Genomic DNA, 20,126 nt, shown 5'->3' on the forward strand with positions numbered 1-20,126 from the left:
TGGAAGACAGATATGGAAATAGCTCCGTAATAATCACCTCTCAATTACCGGTAGAAGCATGGTATGATTTCATTAATGAACCAACGTTGAGTGATGCTATAATGGACAGATTGACAGCTTGTGCCCACAGATTACCTTTGAAAGGAAAATCATTAAGAAAGAAAAAAAATAACTAAGTTTGAACTATAAATCCAGTGGCAATAAGTCCAAATTATTGGTTAAAACTGGTGTACTTTACAGCGGAACAGCTGGTGTACTTTGTTCGGAATAATCAATCAGAAATACTAACAGAAAATAGACTACCATACCATACTTTATACTCACAAAATTCTTTGTATTTAATTTCACAAATAATTTTAGCCATCTTAATTATTGCTTCTTTTACATCTCCGTATTCAGATGGATTACAAATTTGTGACATAGGAATATTTATTATTAGAGCTTCCTGATTATTAATTACTTTTAAACCCGCTTGATAATTTATAAATTCTTTGTTCCAAAGATCTTGTAGATACTTTATAAGTAACAAAAAAAATTTTAGTTGATATAAAGTATTAAAAAATGCAATTAATTCCAAAACGTGGTTAGGGGTTTTGATTTGATCTACGTTTGCTATTTTATATTCTACTTTTCGCATAGTTTTATTTTAATTTAGAAGGGGTATATTCTAAGGCTTTTATTACTTTTTCTAAATCATAGCGGTGTACATTTCCAAGTTTAATAAAAGGAATCAATCCGCGTTTTTTATAGCGATTTAATGTAGCAGGAGATATGGCTAATACTTCTAATAGCTCATGTGTATCAATGAAATGTTTGCTCATAATATATCGTTTTAGATTACGATAGCAAACATAGGATAGGTTTAGAAAATTAAAGAAGTTCTAAAGATTCTGGAAACTTTAGAAAGTCATTATTGTTAATTACTGGATTTAAAAATGGGGACATTAGGCTTGCCATCTAGCCAATCTTCAAATTTTCTACGCCCATTATTTTTAAAATAATTGAAAGAAATTTGTCTTTTAGTCCGATCTATTGTGACTTTGTGAAGTTGTTCAATATCTAATTCTATAATAAAATAACCCTTTTTGTTCATTAATTTGAAGTATAAAATAACATCAAGTTTATCTGTTTCTGGATCATCAATACAAAATGTTTTATACCATTTTCAAAATCATCTTTAGCCTTTGGTTTAATAACATTGTCGAAGCAAAAATTATCATTCAAAATGTTAAGACTATAAAAAGTATCATTGTGAATTATTCTATTTTGAGAAATACCTAGCCATTCGCTAATTTTTAAGTTTTCGATTTCAGAAAGTTTAGATGTTATTTGAAATATTTCAAAACTATTAGCTACTTCTAAAATAGTTTTTTTTGATCGTAAATATGGCTTAGCTTCATAATTAAGGTTTTGAAGAATAGTTATACGTTGTATAATTTCATATATTAAATCACTTATTAGATAGTAACTTAAATAATAACCTTTTTCAATAGGTAAATTGAAATCAATGTTTGTTTTATTAGCGCTACTTCGAATATTTTTAAAATGTCTAACAATTACGTTTACCTTTTTATTCTTTTCATCTAAGAAGAATTTTTCTTCTTTGAAGCTTGTTCTCACATCTCTATCAAAATTGTTTAATAATTTTAAATAAAGCTTGATAAAAGGTGCAATTTCCAATTCAAATTTATTTATAGGCTTATTTTTAAAAATGGCATAATTAAAAGTGATAGGTTCTAATGTTAGATAATCTAATCCCTTATAATTAACTTTTTTAAAATTAAAACACTTAAATTTTTCGAATTCTTTATTTATTGTTTCCATGCAGAGGTTATAAAGTTTTTTAAGGTGTCTTCTTCAATTTTGATGTATCGTTGAAAAGATTTAAAATCAGACCATCCACCAAGTGCCATTATAACTTGATAGGGAACTTGCTTTGCGATTAACATTGATGCAAATGATTTCCTAGATGTATGAGCAGTAACTAGCTGCCATTTCGGATAGACATTAACAATTTTTTCAGCTCCCTTAAATCGAATAATTTCAATTTCTTCGTGCAAACATGCTAATTGGCATACTTCTGTTAAGTATTTGTTGTATTTCTGATTTGATATAATAGGTAATGGCTTTTTTCTATTACCATACTTGTTTATGATATTTAACGCAATATCATTTAATGGAGTAATGATTGGAGTTTTTGTTTTCTCTGTAGTAAGGTAAATGGTGTCACCTTTTATGTGATATCTACTTAATTGTTTTAAATCAGAATATCTATATCCGACCATACAACCAAAGACGAATACATCCCTAACTTGATCCAATCTTTTACTATGAGATAGGTCTAAATTGACAATTTTATAAAACTCTTCCTCTGTAAGGGCTACTACCTCTAATTTCTGACGTTTAATTACGAAATCCTTGTATCCATCGCTAACTTTTATTCCACTTCGTTTAGCGTAGTTTAAAAACGTTTTAAGCGTGCTTAATTGTTTGGCAATGGTTATGTTGTTTAAAGTCTTTCCCTGTTCTGTGACATGTTCTATTAGGAAGTTTTGGAAAGAACTAAAGAACTCGTAGGTCATTCTTTCAAAACGTATCTTAGTGTTCTTTTTCTTTTCGTAAGATTGCAGATGGTTTTTTAATGCTTTATAAACAGATAAGCTTCCTTTTGCCCTGGTATAAGTGTTTTCTTCAATGTACCTGTCAATATAATCAAATACGTGTTTTTCAGATTCTTCTTTCTTTCCCTTATTTAAGTATAAGCGTTTGTAATTTTCAATTATCTCCGTTGATGAAAAAGGGATGTTGTCCAAATTAAAACGTTGGGCTATTTTTTCAATATTAGATACAATTGCCTTAAGGTTTGTGTTTCTTGTTTTGGTGTCTTCCAAAGTGGGTAGAAGGTCAAAATCTAAGTGTGGGAGCAGCTCTTTGGACATTTTTCTATTCAAATATTTAATTTCTTTCGAATTAGCATCCCATTGTTCAGGAAATAGCGATATTCCAGTAGATAACTTCTTCAGCTGATTTGCTACAGATACGGTAACAATTATAGGATGTCTACCATCGGTGTTTCGCTTATCGGTTCTTAGGATTATATTGATTGTACACTTCGCCATTCTTATTGATTATACAATCAAATATATAAAATAAATATAAAAGGGGGGAATGTTTAGGGGTTTGTTTTTGTGAAATAATATGTAACAACTGATAATTGTAGATAGATTGTGATATGCTTTAATGTGTTGATAATTAGATTTTATTGTGTCTTTTGTTGTCATTCGCTATCTGTCGATATCATTAGGTTCGAATCCCTTCCTCTCTGCAGCTGAAAAGTCCAATCGAAAGATTGGACTTTTTGATTTTTATTTTATTCAATTATTTTCTTGATTTTCTTTTCGAAATGTTTCAAAATCATATTAGCTAGAGGTGTAAGCTTTAGTTTTAAAACTATATAGTATAACTCAGCTAATTTCTTGTTTTTTGAAGTGGCTTTCTTGCTGTGGTTATCCCAAACTTCAAATGTAACATAATCATAATTCAATTTTTTCAATATTTCTAAATTTTTGAAAGAAGGATTTGGAGTATAAACTCGTGTTCCGGATCGAAAGCTTCTTAAATTTTCATCTCTAATTTGAATTGCAAAAGAGTAATTGCTTAAAGCATATGTACCATATGTTTCATATTCCGAAAAACCTGATTGTGACAGATTGGTTTTGTCTATCAAGCTTAATATGTTGAATACCCAGTGTTGCTTTTGGTTTGTGTTTTGAATAGTTCCTATCAATTCTTTCATGATAGCTTTAGAAACCATCATATGCTCCGTAATAAATGATTTAGGAATTAATTTATCTAAATTAAGAAGCGATTTTATTACATCAAAATACGGACGATGATATTCAGAGCTTGTCTGAATCAAGGATTTATTTTTATTTAAGAATTGTATGTTTCTTAAAGGAATTGTATCAGCATCCCATATTAAATAATGTGTAGACTGGCAGTGAAGACTCATGCTCATTTTTAGAAATTGCTGATAATACCAACCGGCACGCGAAGGTTGAGCGTCTCTTCTTTTAAAGTATTCTTTAAGCTTTTCCAGACTAACTTCAGGAATAATTTTGTCTTCTTCCAAATAAATTAGCTGTTTGTTGAAAGGAAGAGTAAGCTTAAGTTTATCCAAAGTCCTTGGATTGGATATTATCCATATGTTGGCATAATTAAAATAAGTGAGTATGCCCAATACAGTCTTATACGCAATATCCGCATGTTGGGAACCTACACAGAGGACGATATCGAAAGGCTCCTCCCTCATAGTTTTACAAATTCAGGTAATAATAATGCCTTTGGATCAGCCTGCTCGTCTTTGATCCAAGATGTAGGAGCTATTACCATTTTATCAGATTTGGTGTTTAGCCACGCAGCCCACCAGCTAAAACTGCTGTTAGAGATAATATGGTGATGACATAGGGACATCATTTGCATATCTCTAAAACTGTTATCTCCAGTGTTCCAATCGACGAATATCGCATTTGGAAAATTGAAATTTTCTTTGCACCAAGGAATATCATTCGAGAAAAACACATAAATGGGATCTTCAATATTTGAATTTATATGTGCAATTGCTCTTTCATAAAAAGCTTTGTCGCAAATGCCATTCAAAGTCGGATGTTGCAAATAATCACCTCGTCTTACATGTATAGATACTGTGTTTGGTGTATTTTGTAATATAGCCTCCAATTCTTGGTTGCGTTGTCCGGTAGTGGAGGAGAATATAAAATTAGTGCGAAGTTCATCTTCAACGAGGTCTACATAACTATGGTGTTGCCAATAACCACTTAAATAGGCGTGTTTTTGATTTTTGAGTGTATCCTCCGAGAAGTTAAACTCCGGTTTTTCTATATAAAATGCATTATTGGTATTAAGAAGAAAACGTAATAAACGATAACCAATACGTTGACGGCGGCCATAAAATAGTTTTTGCTCCATTTTCGTAATATGCGTCATGTGAATATTAAAGGCACGTCCTAATTCATATCCATTGTGGATATTATATACTTCAAATTCCGAAAAGTCTATTTTTACCTTGTGACCAAATTTTTGCAAAGCTTGTACCAATGCATATTGAAACATTTGGTTGCCTAGCCCAGCATGTATTTTAACAATTTTCATAGTATTAATAATGGTCTTCCACATTGGGATTCACTAATGAATTATCTTTCAAAAATGCATCCAATCTCGCTATACATTTATTCCTGAATTTTGAAGAAGGATATAAAAAGCCCATTAAAACTTTGTTACGTTGCTTCTTTGCTTTATTCAAAGTACAAAAATAACGTAGGAGGGTCATTATTTTTAATCGTTTCTTTTCAAAAGGATTTTGATATTTTTTACTCAACAACTTACTCACACCGTGGTATAAGTCTATTATTTTGAAAGAATTTTCAATCTTTTGATTTAAATTCCGACAATATTCATAGCTTAAACGATCATCCGGTACAAAATGTTTAATTTTTAAGTCAGAGTAATAGTGTAGTTCGTATTTTTTTAGAATTAAGCGCAGGCAAAATTCGGTGTCCTCGGCAACGTAAATATCCTCAATATCATTGTCAAACAGGAGGGAGGGATGCTGCGCGAATAATTGTTCATATAGATCTGTTCTGGAAACCATACCTGCTCCCCATATATGTTTCCGAGAAGTGACGTTACCGTCCTTTCCTTGTTCACCTACAGCATAACGTTCTTTATTTTTGGTAAACCATTTAGGAATTTCCTGTGGTACATTTTCAAATACAGCTTCGCTGTAACTGCCTATTGCACCAATGTTTGGATTAGCATGTATATGTTGGAAAGCTTTCTCGACGTAGTCTTCAGCCAACCAATTGTCATCATCTACAATAATAAAATAGCTATATTTTGCTTCCGAAATACCTTTCTTAAGAGCGTGAAATTTCCCTGCCCTATTTTCTTTTAAGATATGTAATGGAATTGCAGATTGAGAAAAAAGGCTTTGATGCTCGTGAACAATTTTGAGCGTATTATCTGAGGAATTATTATCCACAAAAAGTACTTCCCAATGGATGGTTTGGGGTACATTTTGTTGATAAATAGCCCTTAATGTCGGCAGAAGTTTTTTTTCTCCGTTATATGAACATAAAATAATGGATATTCCGATTTCTCTTTTCAAATATACCATAGATTACATTGCCACTTCTTGAAAACCAGGAGATCGATGCCAGATTTTATTTTTTACTGTTTCTTCGTATATCAATTCATTGGGACGAAAATTCGCCCGTGAGCTCAATTTGTGGAATATATGATAGCCAATAGCTGCAAATTTCAATCTTTTCTTTTTCACGCCGGAGTTTATAAGGCGCTCTGCAAATTCGTAATCTTCCCAACCCCAACCTTCAAAGCCATTAAAGTATCCATTGATGCGAACATAATCTTCACGCCAAAATGCAAGGTTACAGCCTTTCACATTGTGGGAAGAATAAGGATTTGTTTTGAAAATAAAAGATAAAGCAGGAAAACGAATTGCATTAAAGCGTGTAACCATTCCTTTTGTGAATGCACTAAAATAGGTTTTTCGTGAGCTCAATGCTTTTTGACTTAATTTTTCGCCTAACATAGCTCTACATCCCTGCACAAAATATCCTTTTTCAGCAGCATTAAGATGATCTTGGATAAAATGTTTATTTAAAATTATGTCACCATCTACTTCAATTACATAGTCTGAAGTACAAGCTGCAATAGCTTTATTAAGAATTAAGGTTTTTCTAAAACCTTTGTCTTCTTGCCAAATATGTTCAACAGGAAGTATATGTGAGTAATAATCTACTAGAATTTTAGTACGCAAATCCGAACCGTCGTCCGCAATAATAATTTGATCAGGAATGTATGTTTGAAGTCCTACACTTTCTAAAACTAATTCTAAAGCTTCAGGCCAGTTATAGGTAGAAATAAGTAAAGATATCGTCATACAAAATATTTTCGTCCGTAACTGCAACTATAACGTTGATAAATACAACAATGTTACACTTTAAAAGTTTATATTTATAACTGATGGTGTTAAAAAATGTTATACACCTTTCTTTTGGGTTAAATTTATTTTTCACTATAAACACTTATTTATTATGTAAACATTTATGTGAGCCAATCAATTACTCATTATATGATTTTTATTTGCCTGATGAAATAGACACAAATGGCAGTAAATCCAGTTAATAGTCTTATTAAGAAGCGAAAATAGATTATTTTTTTCGTTTTGCGTACTTTTACTTGTAAAAATATCTTTTATGCTCAATCTTAAACGGATTCTTCTTGGTAATAAAAATAATAAGCTTTGTTATTATATAAAAGCATTGGTACGTGGTCTTATTCCTGCTAGTGTTTACAGAAGTTATAGAAATAGATTTTTGAATGATAGTCCAAATGATAGTTATATTCATTCACGAGTCAATTATTATAATAAGTTAGGTTCAGAAAGATCTCTGTCTTCGTCTGCCATACAAATAAAAAATTATCAAATACCTAAAAAAATTCGAGTATATTATTTTGACAGTATAGAATATTTAAGATATTTCAATGGGAATAATAGATTTGAAATCATTCCGGGTGATGTTACCCATGTTCCCAGTTTTCCAGCACTAGTAAAAAGCAGACCAATTGATGGGGAAAACGCTAATTCTGTGCTTTTAAATCTGGACAAAGCCCGACATTTTAATTTCATAAAAGACGATTTTTCTTTCTTACAAAAGAAAAATATGTTAGTTGGTAGAAGTGGTTTTGGACAGGCCCATAGAGCAAGGTTTTACGATTTGTATAAAGATCATGCGCTGTGTAATCTGAAAAAGGCGGCTCGAAAATCCGATAAAGATTTTCTATCTATCGCGGGGCATTTAGGATATAAATTTATTTTGGCGTTAGAAGGTAATGACGTAGCCACTAACCTCAAATGGATTATGTCTTCCAATTCTATTGCAGTCATGCCAAAACCAAAATTTGAGACATGGTTTATGGAAGGCACACTAATTCCTAATGTGCATTATATCTGTATAAAAGATGATTATTTGGATCTCGAAGAAAAATTAAAATACTATATTACTCATACCGATAAAGCTCTGGAAATCATTAAAAATGCAAATAAATATGTGGAGCAGTTTAAAGATAATAAGCGGGAGAAATTAATTTCTTTAATGGTTTTGGATAAATATTTCAAATTTACCCGATAAGATCGGTATATACTTGATTCCATTGTGCAGCAATTTTATCATCGTTGAATTGCTGGACAAATGCTAAACCTTTCGTGATCATTTCCTGACGCATCATTGAATTCTCAAGAACAGATTGAATAGCGTGGCGAAGTTCTTCAGTATTCTCTGGGTCTATATAGTAAGAAAAAGGACCACCAGCTTCTGGAAACACGCCTGAATTAGTCGTGATAACTGGAGTGCCACTATATAAAGCTTCAATTATAGGAATTCCAAATCCTTCATATTTTGAAGGATAAACAAAGACTTCAGCCATAGCGTAAATGGTCGATAATTCTTCCATTGTAAAGCCTTGAAGCAATTGTATTTTATGTTGGAGACCTTTCTCGATAATGTAATTTTTTATTTCTGCAGCATACTTGGTTTCCTTGCCAATAATAATTAATGGTACATCTATGCTTTCCATTGCCTTTACAATCTGAAAGGCGTTTTTACGAGGTTCTATAGATCCTACGTTCAGAACAAAATTTTCAGGGAGATTATATTTTTTGCGAAATATTTTTTTTTCGGTAGCGGATTTTTGGAGTTTAAATGCAGGATGACATCCTTGATAGATTACATCTATTTTTTCAGCAGGAAAGTTGTAAAATTCTACAATATCACGTTTAGTTTGTTCGCTAATAGCAACAACTTTATCTGCATTATATATCGCATACTTAAATTTACGATTGTAAATTACTCTATCTACTGGTTTGTAGAGTTCTGGAAATTTTAAGAAGATTAAATCGTGAATAGTTACCACAGACTTTATACCTTTTTTGGATAGCCCTATAGGTATTTCTCCGGATAACCCATGAAAAATATCTATTTTGTCTTTTACCAGGTCATTGACAATCCAGTTATTCCTCCATACGCTTGGAAATAAATTATGAAGTCTACTTTTAGGAAGTTTTATTGTTTTATCACCTAAACTAGGTCCCTTAATTTTTGGAGTGAATTTGATATACTCGTTTTCAGGATAGTAAGTTTCTAGAATGCGAACCAAATCACGACTGTAGTTTCCTAATCCCGATTTATTTAGAAAATATCTTTTAGCATCAAAACCTATGCGCATATTTCTTGAATTCGAGTAATTACTATTTCTGAAGATACTAAATCTATAGCTTCTACACCATCACAATCACAAGGTTTGTTGCCATATACGGATGAAGGTCTATGGGAATGTTCGACTTGAATACAATCTTCGTAAGACTGTCCGAAACCTAAAAAACCGGCATACGGATGGGTAGCACCCCAGATAGAAAGACATCTGGTGCCGACCAAAGAAGCCATATGCATGCCCGAGCTATCCATACTAATCATTAAATCTAAATGAGAAATGATATCCAACTCCTGCGAAACCGTAAAATTACCAATTGTATTTTTTACCTGTTTGTATTTCTGTTCCCAACTTTCCGCGATAGCCTTTTCAGAAGCGCCACCACCAAATATGAAAAATTCGTATTGCTTAGTTTCAGATAGATTCTTAATAACCTCTTCCATTTTTGATAGAGGAAATACTTTATAGCTATGTTGTGCAAAGGGGGCTATTCCAATTTTTTTCTTGTCAGATGCTAATGATCCTAATAATTCTGTTGGAATAAGTCTGTGTTCTTTTTGTAAAGTGTGGCTTAAATTAATCGCAAATCCTAAATTTCTAAACACATCAGCATAGCGTTCAGTTGTCAATTTGAGTTGCTTTTTAATTTTATTTTCAGCGCGTGTGAGTTCTTTTTTCTCTTGTCTTCCTTTGTCCAAAATCTGGGTTCTATAGCCTGCAATTTTGAATAAAAAACCCAAAGTACGACTTCGAATATTGTTATGCAGGTCAGCTACAAACTCTGCTTTATAAACTTTTAATTCCTTAAAGAGGGTGTAAATACCACCTAAACCTTTATGTTTGTGCTTAGGATCAAAAGCATGAAATTTGACACGAGGTATATGCTCAAAGAATGCCGAAAATAATTTTCTGGACACCATAATAATTTCGGTGTCGTCGTGTTGTTTCTGAAATTCTTTGAGAACCGAAGCGACCATAGCAACGTCTCCCATTGCTGAAAACCGAGTTACAATGATACGCTTCATATATGTTATTTTTGAGCGCTGTAAAGTACTGGGTTTAAGTTCGGGTCGTTGTACATTTTCATTTGTTTGTACACTTTCATATATTTTTTGCCCGCTTCAATATCAGCCAATAACTCGTCAATACTTTGAGATAAGTCATTGCGTTGTTCCAAAAGTATATCAAGCTTTTGTTGGCATGAATCAATATGAGATTGGTCCACATCCTTACGGTGAGTTTCCTGCTCCATATGATAGATTTTCAATGCCAAAATCGACAACCTATCAATAGCCCATGCCGGACTTTCGGTATTGATGCTAGCAGCTGCTAAAGGTTTTACTTCAGCAAATTTTTGCAAATAGTAGCTATCGATATACTCAACTGTATCAGTACGTACTTGATTCTGTTTATCGATACGTCTTTTCCAATACAAACCGTCTTTTGGATCAATTTCTGGATTACGTACCACATCTTCCATATGCCATTGCGCAGTGTCAATCCAACATTTCAAATACAATAAATGCTCTAGTGAGTTAGACTCATAAGGATTTGAAATCGGATGATCAATGGCGTCATAAACGTGATAATCTGCTATAGCACGTTGAAAGATAGAATTTGCTGTAGTACTAATCATAAGACAAATATACGAATTAAGATAACCCGAATGTTTCTATTTGAAGAGAGATAATAAAATTGACGGAAAAATTCCTAATACTAAAGTGGAAAACCCTAAAATAATCGAAATAATATAGACAATCCACGTAGATTTCGTGGGTAATATATTTACAGCTTCACCTTTACGTAGAAAAGCAAACAAAGGAATTTTGAAGTAATAGAATAGTGAAATTACGGAAGTCAATGCACCTACAACCAATAATATCAAATAGTATCTGTTATTGTTGAATTGGAATAAATCAAAAATAGAAGTAAAGACAAAAAGTTTCCCGATAAAACCTGCAGTAGGAGGTAAGCCCACTAAGGAAATACCCAGTAAGGTAAATACGCTAAAAAGAATCGGGAATTGCTTACCCAATCCTTGGTAATTTTCCAATTGTGCACTTCCAATTTTTTGTTCTAAAGTATCGATAAGTCCGAATACTGCCAAATTCATTATCGTGTATACAGTGATATAAAATAACAAAACTTGAGGTTCTGAAGCTAAATTTCCTACCAAAGCCATTAACAAAAATCCAGTATGACCAATGGAAGAATACGCCATCATACGTTTGATGTTGGTCTGACGAAGCGCAATTAAGTTTCCCGCTAGCATAGTCACTATAGACGCCACACTTACTAGAATCAATACTAATTCTGAGAAAAAGAAGGACGAAGAGGTCCATTCTTCAAATAAACGAGCTAATAAAACCAAAGCTCCAATTTTAGGAACAGTGGATAGAAATGTTGTGATTGGAGTAGGTGCGCCTTCATACACGTCAGGAGCCCACATGTGAAATGGAACAAAACTCAGTTTGAACCCAATACCCACGAACATAAACAATAAAGCAATAGATAAAAGAATTTTTGGCGCTTCAATTAAGCCTTGAATATGTTCAAAAGAGGTGAAATCTAAATTTCCGGTAAAGCCATAGAGTAATGACAAACCATACAACATTATTGCAGCGGATACCGAACCAAAGAGTACATATTTCATCGAAGCTTCGGATTGTTTTTTATTCTCCGAAAAATAACCTACGAGTATATATGAACTTATAGAAACAGTTTCAATCGCGATAAAGGCCAACAACCAATTACTGGTCATCGTCAAAATATTCATACCCAATCCAGCCGTAAGTAAAATGCTGTAGACGTCACCTAAGTTTTTGCCGAATTTTTTATTTTGGAAATGTTGTTGTACAAAAATTACACAGATTAATAAAGCGATTTGAATTATTCCACGAGCGTACACAGAGAAATTATCTACGATTAACATTCCGAAAAAACCACTTTGAGGTTGGCCAAATTGCTGTGTCGATAACACAAAAGATACTATGATACCAATAATAGTAATAAGAAAGGAACTTTGTTTCCACGCTTTATCTAAAAACAATGTCGCTAGAATACTCCCCAAGAAAGCGATGATCAATGCCAATTCCGCCTTGAAATAAGGGATGGATTGAAGGACTTGATCTAGTATGCTCGGTAATTGTATGTTGATATCTTGCATTATAGATACTGTGAAACCAATGAAACTAAATTAAGAACTGTTGCATTCATTTTGTCAAATACCAACGATGGCATAACACCTAATAATAAAGCTAAAGCTAATGTTGGGAACAAAATAATTCGTTCGCGCGTATTTACGTCTGTCAATAAAGTTGCCCATTCTTCTCCACCTTTGAAACGTGTTTGTCCGAAGAACATGCGTTGCAAAGTCCACAACAAATAAGCTGCACTCAACAATATCCCTACCGAACCTGCTATAGCCATCCAACGAGGAATTCCTGTGCCTACTGATTCTGCATTAAATGTTCCGATGATAACAAAAGCTTCACCGATGAATGCAGAGAATCCTGGTAAACCCAAAGACGCAAAGAAAGCTACAGCTACAAATCCAGTATAGGCTGGCATATGTGTCGCTAATCCGCGGAAATTGTAAATATATCTGTCGTGTACGCGGTCGTAAATAACGCCCACTAAGAAGAACAAGGCTGCCGATAAAAATCCGTGCGAAATCATTTGGAATAATGCACCAGATATACCTTCAGCCGTCAAGGAAGCTACGCCCAATAGCACAAAACCCATGTGCGAAACAGAGGAGTAAGCTATCAAACGTTTTAAATCTTTTTGTGCTAAAGCATTCAACGCACCATACAAAATGGATACTGCGCCGATTAATCCTAACCACCAATTGGCATCTGCCGCGGCATCAGGGAATATGCTATAGCATACTCTAATGATACCGTATCCACCGATTTTTAACAAAATACCTGCAAGTATAATAGATACTGGAGTAGGCGCTTCCACGTGTGCATCTGGTAGCCAAGTATGTAATGGTACGATAGGAACTTTTATCGCAAAAGCAATAAACAACACAATAAAGCCCAACATACGTGCTGGGATTCCCAACACTTCGTAATAATTGTTCAAGTAAGCGAAGAATGAACCATCCACATAATTGTTTGGATTCATCATATGCAGCATATTGAATGTATTTGCTCCTGTCTCAGGATTTACTACAGAAAAATATAATCCTACAATGATTAACAGCATGAAAACTGAACCAAACAAGGTATAGATAAAGAATTTAATTGCAGCATATTCGCGATTGGTGCCACCCCAAATTCCGATGAGGAAATACAACGGAAGCAACATTACTTCGTAGAAAATGTAGAATAGGAAAAAGTCCAAAGCACAGAAAATACCCATTACTGCCATATTCAACAGCATCAATAGCGAGAAATAACCTTTTGTACTTTTAGTAATATTCCAAGATGCTCCGATAGCCATTAGCATGACAAAAGCACTTAGTACTAATAAAGGAAGAGAAACTCCATCGACTCCCACGAAGTAATCAATTTCCAATTGTCCCAAACTTCCTAAGTCCAAACGAATCCAAGGAAGTTGTTCCAAAAATTGAAAACCATTTGCTTGATTAATTCCCGTGGCAGCGTTATCAAATTGGCTATATAACCAACCTGACAAAACAAATTGCACCACAGTAAATCCCAATGCAATGTACTTATAGCTTTGGCGCAAGGTCGCTGGCAACAACAGAATTAAAACTGTTGCCAGCAGAGGCAAAAATATGAGTAGTGAGAGTAATCCCATTTTATTTTAATATCAAATAAATTATTCCAATCAAAACCATCGTCAATGTGAATCCTAAGTAATTTTGTAATCTACCGTTCTGTACAAATCGAAGTGCATTGCCCAATTCGTAGGCTAGATAAGCCACAGCATTTACAATTCCGTCCACTATATATTTATCAATCCACGTAATCAATCCACTTAGTTGTTTTATGAGGTATGAAGCCCCATTCACTAAACCATCTACGATATATTTGTCGAACCAAAAACTGATTTTTCCAAGCTTCACTGTTGGGCTTACGAATGTCTTCATCATCCATTCATTCATGCCAAATTGATTTTGTGCCAGATGAATCCAACTACTACTAGCATTCAATGGATATTTACCTTTTACGTACCAATTGTACCCAATCCACCAGCTGAGTAGAGCAGAAGCAGTTAAAGTAACAGGTACTATCGTATGTAAAAAATGAATTTCAGGGAATGTATAATTAACAACTAATACGTTTAAAATCGCAGCATTCGCATACGAAAATGGATTCCAAGAAAATATAATGAATAAGGAACAAATACCTAAGAAAGCCATTGGAATCAACATGGTTTTTGGCGCATCGTGTAAATGAGCATGGTCAGCATTTACACGTAATGTTCCGAAGAAAGCCTTGAAAATCAATCTTCCGATATAGAATGCAGTCAGAATACTAACTAGAACCAAAATAATTGGAACTACTAAATACAGATCTCCTTGTTGCAAAGCCCATTCAAAAGCAGAAATAACAATGGCATCTTTGGAAAGGAATCCTGATGTCAACGGAAAACCTGCCAAAGCTAATGAGGCCAAACTCATCAAGAGAAAAGTTTTTGGCATATATTGACGAAGTCCGCCCATATTGCGTAAATCTTGTGGGTCAAAATCTTGATGTGTATGTGCTTTTAAATGTGCCATTTCGTGAATCACAGCTCCAGCACTCAAAAACAAAAGACATTTAAAAAAGGCATGCGTTGCCAAATGAAACATTCCCGCATCCCAAGCGCCAATGCTTACGGCTACCATCATATAACCCAATTGAGAAATGGTAGAAAAGGCTAATATTTTTTTAATATCGTATTGTCCTAAGGCAAAGATTGCTGCCGTAATCGCTGTGATTGTTCCGATTATAGCAATGATTAATAAAACAGTGCAATTGAATAACGGAAAAATGGAACTTAATAAGAATACACCAGCTGCAACCATTGTCGCCGCGTGAATCAATGAAGAAACAGATGTAGGACCTTCCATCGCATCAGGCAACCAAAGATGTAATGGAAACTGAGCTGATTTTGCCATGGCACCCAAGAAGAAACAAATTCCTGCGCCCGTGATTAACCCCGAGTTGTGATCTATTACTTCTTGGAACAACAAGCCATCTTTTCCTAATATTTCAACTAAATCTAAAGTGCCAAACGTGCTGAATAGAATAGCCAAACCTATTAAGAAGCCCAAATCACCAATCCTATTAATCAAAAAGGCTTTCTTATTCGCTTGTACTGCCGATTCTTTGGTAAACCAAAATCCTATCAACAAGTATGAAGCAAAACCTACCAATTCCCAAAAAATATACATCATCAGTAGATTTTTAGAAATGGTCAAACCCAACATCGCAAAGCAAAATAAGCTTAAATACATCCAATAGCGATGTATCCCCGCATCACCTTTCATGTAGGATTTAGAATATATGTGCACTGGTAAGGCAATGATGCAAACAATAAACTGCATCAATACCGTCAGGTTATTTAACAAAATACCAAAACAGAATGTTTTTTCTCCAATTGTAAACCAACTGTAGTCAGCCTGTAGGGGAGTGGCATTCCACACTTCTGCAAAAACAAACAGGCCAGAAAGAATTGTGCTCAACACAATGGCAACCAACGAAAAGATACCCGAAGTAAACTTTTTGCCTAATAAAGCCTGCATAAGAAAGGCCAAGAAAGGCAAAAGTACGACCAGCATACTTGCGACGATAGGTGATATGTTGAGTAGATAATTCATTAGTCTCTTAAGTCCGTAATATTATCTGGATTAATTGTTTTATAATGTCTATATACATTCAGGATTATTGCCAAGCCTACAGCAACTGAAGCCGCCGCCAATACAATCGCGAATAACGCAAAGACCTGACCTCCGTAATTTATTTTATCGTATTTGCTGAATGCTACAAAATTTAAAATGGCTGCATTAATCATCAATTCAATGCCTATTAAAATCATAATAGCATTGCGTTTCGCAATAACAGTATACAAACCAATGCAGAAAATACATGCACTAACCACCAAAAAATGAGTTAAGGTAATCATTGTGTATCCTCCTTTCGGGATAAGTGTGCAGCACCAATCAAAGCCATCAATAAGAATATAGAAATTACCTCGAAAGGTAAGACATATTGCGTCATAAACTTAATTCCCAATTGATGAATATTATTATCATTCGGGGAAATTATATCTCCAGATTTTATATTGCTGAGCATCCAATCCGGCATATCGTTGTTCCATTCTTTTAATCCCAAAAGAATAACTGCAAAAAAACCTAAAGCCAATAGCAATGATTGCCAGTTCGGAAGACTGATAAATGAACCCGAAATATTTTGTAAATCTGCCAAAAGCTCTTTGTTGGAAAGCATAAAAGCAAATATCATCAAAATCAGTACACCACCTACATAGACCATTATTTGGGTAATAGCCACAAAATCTGCTAAGGCAAACAGGAATAACCCAGCCATGGAAAATAATGTGATGAAGAATAAAAATAAAGCACGGGCTGTATTTTTCAAACTTACAACTAAAAGGGCTGAACCGATCGCTAACACAGCGAAAGCATAAAAAAGAAACACTTCTAAATTCATTATTTCTTTTTCGCTGCCTCCTTGTCAGCTTGGAAACGTGTCCATTCTTCCTTACGTTGCTTAATTTCTTCGTCCGTCATATCCCCAAAATCGTAAATCAAGTCGGTTAATTTTGTTGTGCTGCGATCGTATTGATTGGTCATCGTAATACATTCTGTAGGACATACCACGGTACAAAGCCCGCAATACATACATTTAGCCATATCAATATCAAACTGTGCCGCATACAAACGTTTTACACTACCATCCGAAGTTTTGCCAATTGCTTCAGGTGATTTGATGGATTCAATGGCGATACAATCCACTGGACATGCTTTCGCACATAAATCACAGACGATACAGTCGTCAATTTCTACATGTAATTGATACCGGCCAATTTCAGGTATAGGCATTTTTTCATGAGGAAACTGAATCGTCGTAACACCTTCTTGTTTTTCGAAATAATTTTCTTGGCGAATGTCGCGTATTTCACGTGATTTTTTAGCCCCAAAGAGGTGACTTACGGTCAAAAGTAATCCTTTTACCGCAGTCGCAAATCCGTGTATGGTAGTTTTTAAAATCACCTTAATTCATTACTAAAATTCGCCACAATCCCGAGATTGCCATGCACGCAAAAGCAATAGGAATCATCACTTTCCAACATAAATTCATCAACTGGTCTGCTCTAAAACGAGGTAAAGTCCAGCGAATCCACATTTGAACACCTACAATCAATAATGTTTTGGACAATGTCCAAAAAATTCCCCAAACAAGACCTGTAGTCCAGTCGGCTAATTGCACAGGACCAATATTTGGAAATGGTGTGTTCCAACCACCTAAAAAAATTACAACGCCAAGCATAGCCACCAAAAACATCATGGCGTATTCTGCTAAAAATACAAAGGCAAAACGGATACCACCATATTCCGTATGGAAACCACCAATTAATTCGGATTCAGCCTCAGGTATATCAAAAGGAGCACGGTTACATTCTGCCAAGGTTGCTACAAAGAATATCACATAAACAACAATTAGATGTGGCGCTTGGAATATATTCCAAGCGAATACACCTCCAATTTCAGATACATCCCAAAATCCTAAAAAATGAATACTTTCTGTACTCAAAACACCTTGATTTATGGCAATTTCATTAAGATTCAAAGTTTGCGTAATCATCACCGCAGCAATAAGTGATAAGCCAACTGGAATTTCATACGACACCATTTGCGCAATAGCGCGAATAGAACCTAACAATGAATATTTATTATTGGAGCCCCAGCCTGCCATTAGAATGCCAAGTGCATCGATAGAGACGACTGCCATAATAAAGAACAATCCTGTATGGGTATCAGCTGGCAAAAAATCCGGAGCCCAAGGCACAACGGAATAGCCAATAAATACCGCCACAAAAATGATTACCGGAGCAATAGCAAATAATATTTTGTCTGCTGCAGCTGGGTTAATTAATTCTTTCTGAAGGAGTTTAAGGATGTCGGCAAAGGTTTGTAATAAACCGAATTTACCTGTTTCCATTGGACCTAAACGGTCTTGTACAAAACCTGCTACTTTGCGCTCCGCATATACTGCAAAAAGCGTAAATAAAGCTATGAAGCCAAAAATGACAATCGGTACAAGAATATGAAGTAGAATTTCGCCCAATGTACTCTTTAGATTAATTCTTATTAAGTACAAACATACGCAAAACGTGGGAAAAGCAATATAAAAAATGAAAATATACTAGATTAGTAGATTATTGCTTTTCGTTATGCTTATATGTCATTTCAATTCCAATAATTCAAGAAGGGATTAAAACCTCCGTTTGCTGCAGTTTCTTACTTTTGGGAAGTGTGATTATAAAGGTTGAACCTTCACCTAACTTACTTTTTTAGGAAATATGCCCATTATTTTTGTGAACTAAATCATTTACAGGCACTAAGCCAAATCCTGTTCCTTTTTCACCTGCCGTTCCTAAGTTGGGCGTTTGAACGGATTCAAAAAAGTTTTTGGTTTTCTCTTCCGAAATACTATTCCGTGGTCTTGTATTTTTAAGATGATTTGATCTTTTTCTTCTTGCGCAGAAAGGATTATTGCACCTTCATTAAAAGAGAATTTAATGACATTGTTAAGAATGTTGCGAACAATAATATTTAAATGGTCTGGATCAACAAATACTCGTAGATCATTTGAAATATGCGTCTGAATGTGTAGGTTTTTATTCTCAAATTGGGATTTTTGGTATAAGCATAAGTGGTGTATAGCCTCCTGAAGGTTGATATCTTGAGGGATGGCCTGAGAGCGTGGAAGGCTAGTGGAGCTCCAATTCAAGAGATCAAAGAGTGTGCTATCGAGATTAGCTAGTCGATCATTAATAGATTCGAATGTATCGGTGGCAATTTCTTTGGATATAATTTTTTCTTTATATAGAAACAAAAGATTTTGAATGGATCCTAAAGGAGCCCGTACATCGTGTGCGATAATGGAAAGGATCTTCTTCATATTCTCATTATTTTTTTGCAATAACAAATGTTAATGTTGAATTTTCTTGTTCATCGAAATTTGTGTATTGTATTGCAGCATTATAATGTAGATCAAACAACATAAACCTCCTAAAACATTTAAAATGGTTCGATCTTGAGTGACTGGCAAATCTACTTCAAATGGATAGGGGAAAAATTTTATAGCTAGAAAAATGGCACTAAGAATGATTGATGAGACGATCTGCGTTATTTTATTTCTATATATAAGGGCTATAGCTATTAATATTCTTAATAAATAAGGTTCCGATTGATTTTTATAAATAAAGCCTGATAAGGATAATGAAAAAGCATTAAAATATAATAGAACAATCTTAGCAAAATTATACTTTCTGTTATGATTAAGCACCAGAACCGCCACGAGATTAAGTGTAATACTGAAATTTATAAAACGGAGCGTAAAACCCACAGGTCTTTAGCCTGTGGGATGTAAGCGACTAACCCTGATTGAGAATATACTCACGAATAGTATCAGGAGATGCTTCACCTATTGAACAAACAAAATAACCATCAGAGCAGAAAGTATGTTCTTTTCAAAAATGTTTAAATAGAATGACCTGTGTGGTGAACGCCAAATGTAATAAGTAGATTCTTGTTTTAACTTGCGAACAATAGAAGTAATTGAAACACGAGGGATATAACGAATAAGAAAATGGATGTGGTCTAAATCAGATTC

The 20,126-nt window shown here is 34.2% G+C and carries 23 protein-coding genes; 2 read left to right on the forward strand and 21 right to left on the reverse strand.

From position 1 onward, the window contains the following. Positions 1-176 (forward strand): ATP-binding protein (locus H8B04_RS17525; protein WP_190302941.1); only part of this gene is annotated, 176 nt, incomplete at its 5' end. Between the two features lie 95 nt (positions 177-271). Here the strand turns inward: H8B04_RS17525 and H8B04_RS15615 are convergent. From H8B04_RS15615 to H8B04_RS15650, 8 genes are all read right to left on the reverse strand, one after another. Beyond that, positions 272-637, reverse strand: coding sequence for a hypothetical protein (locus H8B04_RS15615; protein WP_190302942.1), 366 nt, complete (start codon positions 635-637; stop codon positions 272-274). 4 nt (positions 638-641) lie between these two features. Next, positions 642-821, reverse strand: a complete 180-nt coding sequence (locus H8B04_RS15620; RefSeq protein WP_190302943.1) for a MerR family transcriptional regulator — start codon at positions 819-821, stop codon at positions 642-644. Positions 822-1,092: 271 nt separating this feature from the next. Further along, positions 1,093-1,824 (reverse strand): hypothetical protein, encoded by a 732-nt coding sequence (locus H8B04_RS15625; RefSeq protein WP_190302944.1) that lies wholly within the window; start codon positions 1,822-1,824, stop codon positions 1,093-1,095. Continuing rightward, the gene (locus H8B04_RS15630) at positions 1,812-3,119 is read right to left on the reverse strand and encodes a site-specific integrase (RefSeq protein WP_190302945.1); all 1,308 of its coding nucleotides are present in this window, start codon (positions 3,117-3,119) and stop codon (positions 1,812-1,814) included. The genes H8B04_RS15625 and H8B04_RS15630 overlap by 13 nt, the downstream gene beginning before the upstream one ends. Positions 3,120-3,370: 251 nt before the next feature. After that, entirely contained in the window at positions 3,371-4,312 is a 942-nt protein-coding gene (locus H8B04_RS15635; protein WP_190302946.1) for a DUF6492 family protein, read from the reverse strand. Next, entirely contained in the window at positions 4,309-5,169 is an 861-nt protein-coding gene (locus tag H8B04_RS15640; protein ID WP_190302947.1) for an alpha-1,2-fucosyltransferase, read from the reverse strand. Before H8B04_RS15640 ends, H8B04_RS15635 begins: the two co-directional genes overlap by 4 nt. Positions 5,170-5,173: 4 nt before the next feature. Further along, entirely contained in the window at positions 5,174-6,193 is a 1,020-nt protein-coding gene (locus H8B04_RS15645) for a glycosyltransferase (RefSeq protein WP_223815463.1), read from the reverse strand. Between the two features lie 3 nt (positions 6,194-6,196). Then, positions 6,197-6,979 carry a glycosyltransferase family 2 protein gene (locus H8B04_RS15650; RefSeq protein ID WP_190302949.1) on the reverse strand — a complete coding sequence of 261 codons (783 nt, stop codon included), beginning with the start codon at positions 6,977-6,979 and terminating at the stop codon, positions 6,197-6,199. Positions 6,980-7,295: 316 nt separating this feature from the next. Here H8B04_RS15650 and H8B04_RS15655 point away from each other — a divergent pair, with 316 nt between their 5' ends. Beyond that, entirely contained in the window at positions 7,296-8,231 is a 936-nt protein-coding gene (locus H8B04_RS15655) for a glycosyl transferase family 90 (protein ID WP_190302950.1), read from the forward strand. Here the strand turns inward: H8B04_RS15655 and H8B04_RS15660 are convergent. From H8B04_RS15660 to H8B04_RS15720, 13 genes are all read right to left on the reverse strand, one after another. Beyond that, a complete protein-coding gene (locus H8B04_RS15660) occupies positions 8,221-9,324 on the reverse strand; it encodes a glycosyltransferase family 4 protein (protein WP_190302951.1) in 1,104 nt (367 codons plus the stop codon). The genes H8B04_RS15655 and H8B04_RS15660 overlap by 11 nt on opposite strands. Then, entirely contained in the window at positions 9,315-10,334 is a 1,020-nt protein-coding gene (locus H8B04_RS15665) for a glycosyltransferase family 9 protein (protein ID WP_190302952.1), read from the reverse strand. Before H8B04_RS15665 ends, H8B04_RS15660 begins: the two co-directional genes overlap by 10 nt. A 5-nt stretch (positions 10,335-10,339) precedes the next feature. Then, the gene (locus H8B04_RS15670; RefSeq protein ID WP_165290473.1) at positions 10,340-10,945 is read right to left on the reverse strand and encodes a DUF4254 domain-containing protein; all 606 of its coding nucleotides are present in this window, start codon (positions 10,943-10,945) and stop codon (positions 10,340-10,342) included. Between the two features lie 36 nt (positions 10,946-10,981). Further along, the gene (locus H8B04_RS15675) at positions 10,982-12,475 is read right to left on the reverse strand and encodes an NADH-quinone oxidoreductase subunit N (RefSeq protein WP_190302953.1); all 1,494 of its coding nucleotides are present in this window, start codon (positions 12,473-12,475) and stop codon (positions 10,982-10,984) included. Beyond that, entirely contained in the window at positions 12,475-14,079 is a 1,605-nt protein-coding gene (locus tag H8B04_RS15680; protein ID WP_190302954.1) for a complex I subunit 4 family protein, read from the reverse strand. The genes H8B04_RS15675 and H8B04_RS15680 overlap by 1 nt, the downstream gene beginning before the upstream one ends. A gap of 1 nt (position 14,080) precedes the next feature. Further along, a complete protein-coding gene (locus H8B04_RS15685) occupies positions 14,081-16,087 on the reverse strand; it encodes an NADH-quinone oxidoreductase subunit 5 family protein (protein WP_190302955.1) in 2,007 nt (668 codons plus the stop codon). Beyond that, positions 16,087-16,392: an NADH-quinone oxidoreductase subunit NuoK gene (gene nuoK, locus H8B04_RS15690; RefSeq protein WP_165290469.1), complete on the reverse strand. Its 306-nt coding sequence runs from the start codon at positions 16,390-16,392 to the stop codon at positions 16,087-16,089. Before nuoK ends, H8B04_RS15685 begins: the two co-directional genes overlap by 1 nt. Then, on the reverse strand, positions 16,389-16,937 hold the full coding sequence (locus H8B04_RS15695) for an NADH-quinone oxidoreductase subunit J family protein (RefSeq protein ID WP_190302956.1): 549 nt from the start codon (positions 16,935-16,937) through the stop codon (positions 16,389-16,391). The genes nuoK and H8B04_RS15695 overlap by 4 nt, the downstream gene beginning before the upstream one ends. After that, a complete protein-coding gene (locus H8B04_RS15700; RefSeq protein ID WP_190302960.1) occupies positions 16,937-17,497 on the reverse strand; it encodes a 4Fe-4S binding protein in 561 nt (186 codons plus the stop codon). Before H8B04_RS15700 ends, H8B04_RS15695 begins: the two co-directional genes overlap by 1 nt. Positions 17,498-17,501: 4 nt before the next feature. Continuing rightward, positions 17,502-18,575 (reverse strand): NADH-quinone oxidoreductase subunit NuoH, encoded by a 1,074-nt coding sequence (nuoH, locus tag H8B04_RS15705; protein ID WP_190302957.1) that lies wholly within the window; start codon positions 18,573-18,575, stop codon positions 17,502-17,504. Between the two features lie 309 nt (positions 18,576-18,884). Next, positions 18,885-19,412, reverse strand: coding sequence for a sensor histidine kinase (locus tag H8B04_RS15710; protein ID WP_190302958.1), 528 nt, complete (start codon positions 19,410-19,412; stop codon positions 18,885-18,887). 475 nt (positions 19,413-19,887) lie between these two features. Continuing rightward, positions 19,888-19,941 carry a hypothetical protein gene (locus H8B04_RS17530; protein ID WP_394354893.1) on the reverse strand — a complete coding sequence of 18 codons (54 nt, stop codon included), beginning with the start codon at positions 19,939-19,941 and terminating at the stop codon, positions 19,888-19,890. Further along, the coding region (locus tag H8B04_RS15720; protein WP_190302959.1) for a transposase at positions 19,938-20,126 on the reverse strand (189 nt) is incomplete at its 5' end. The genes H8B04_RS15720 and H8B04_RS17530, both read right to left, overlap by 4 nt.

The sequence above is a fragment of the Sphingobacterium litopenaei genome (assembly GCF_014692495.1).
In the GTDB taxonomy this organism is placed as follows: domain Bacteria; phylum Bacteroidota; class Bacteroidia; order Sphingobacteriales; family Sphingobacteriaceae; genus Sphingobacterium; species Sphingobacterium litopenaei.

Excerpts from the sequence above, each read along its gene's own strand:
- H8B04_RS15650 (WP_190302949.1), bottom strand. The coding sequence starts at position 6,979 with ATGACGATATCTTTACTTATTTCTACCTATAACTGGCCTGAAGCTTTA.
- H8B04_RS15680 (WP_190302954.1), bottom strand. The coding sequence starts at position 14,079 with ATGGGATTACTCTCACTACTCATATTTTTGCCTCTGCTGGCAACAGTT.
- H8B04_RS15685 (WP_190302955.1), bottom strand. The coding sequence starts at position 16,087 with ATGAATTATCTACTCAACATATCACCTATCGTCGCAAGTATGCTGGTC.
- H8B04_RS15675 (WP_190302953.1), bottom strand. The coding sequence starts at position 12,475 with ATGCAAGATATCAACATACAATTACCGAGCATACTAGATCAAGTCCTT.
- H8B04_RS15710 (WP_190302958.1), bottom strand. The coding sequence starts at position 19,412 with ATGAAGAAGATCCTTTCCATTATCGCACACGATGTACGGGCTCCTTTA.
- H8B04_RS15660 (WP_190302951.1), bottom strand. The coding sequence starts at position 9,324 with ATGCGCATAGGTTTTGATGCTAAAAGATATTTTCTAAATAAATCGGGA.
- H8B04_RS15640 (WP_190302947.1), bottom strand. The coding sequence starts at position 5,169 with ATGAAAATTGTTAAAATACATGCTGGGCTAGGCAACCAAATGTTTCAA.
- H8B04_RS15630 (WP_190302945.1), bottom strand. The coding sequence starts at position 3,119 with ATGGCGAAGTGTACAATCAATATAATCCTAAGAACCGATAAGCGAAAC.
- H8B04_RS15635 (WP_190302946.1), bottom strand. The coding sequence starts at position 4,312 with ATGAGGGAGGAGCCTTTCGATATCGTCCTCTGTGTAGGTTCCCAACAT.
- H8B04_RS15665 (WP_190302952.1), bottom strand. The coding sequence starts at position 10,334 with ATGAAGCGTATCATTGTAACTCGGTTTTCAGCAATGGGAGACGTTGCT.
- H8B04_RS15620 (WP_190302943.1), bottom strand. The coding sequence starts at position 821 with ATGAGCAAACATTTCATTGATACACATGAGCTATTAGAAGTATTAGCC.
- H8B04_RS15695 (WP_190302956.1), bottom strand. The coding sequence starts at position 16,937 with ATGAATTTAGAAGTGTTTCTTTTTTATGCTTTCGCTGTGTTAGCGATC.
- H8B04_RS15645 (WP_223815463.1), bottom strand. The coding sequence starts at position 6,193 with ATGGTATATTTGAAAAGAGAAATCGGAATATCCATTATTTTATGTTCA.
- nuoK (WP_165290469.1), bottom strand. The coding sequence starts at position 16,392 with ATGATTACCTTAACTCATTTTTTGGTGGTTAGTGCATGTATTTTCTGC.
- H8B04_RS15625 (WP_190302944.1), bottom strand. The coding sequence starts at position 1,824 with ATGGAAACAATAAATAAAGAATTCGAAAAATTTAAGTGTTTTAATTTT.
- H8B04_RS15615 (WP_190302942.1), bottom strand. The coding sequence starts at position 637 with ATGCGAAAAGTAGAATATAAAATAGCAAACGTAGATCAAATCAAAACC.
- H8B04_RS15670 (WP_165290473.1), bottom strand. The coding sequence starts at position 10,945 with ATGATTAGTACTACAGCAAATTCTATCTTTCAACGTGCTATAGCAGAT.
- H8B04_RS15655 (WP_190302950.1), top strand. The coding sequence starts at position 7,296 with ATGCTCAATCTTAAACGGATTCTTCTTGGTAATAAAAATAATAAGCTT.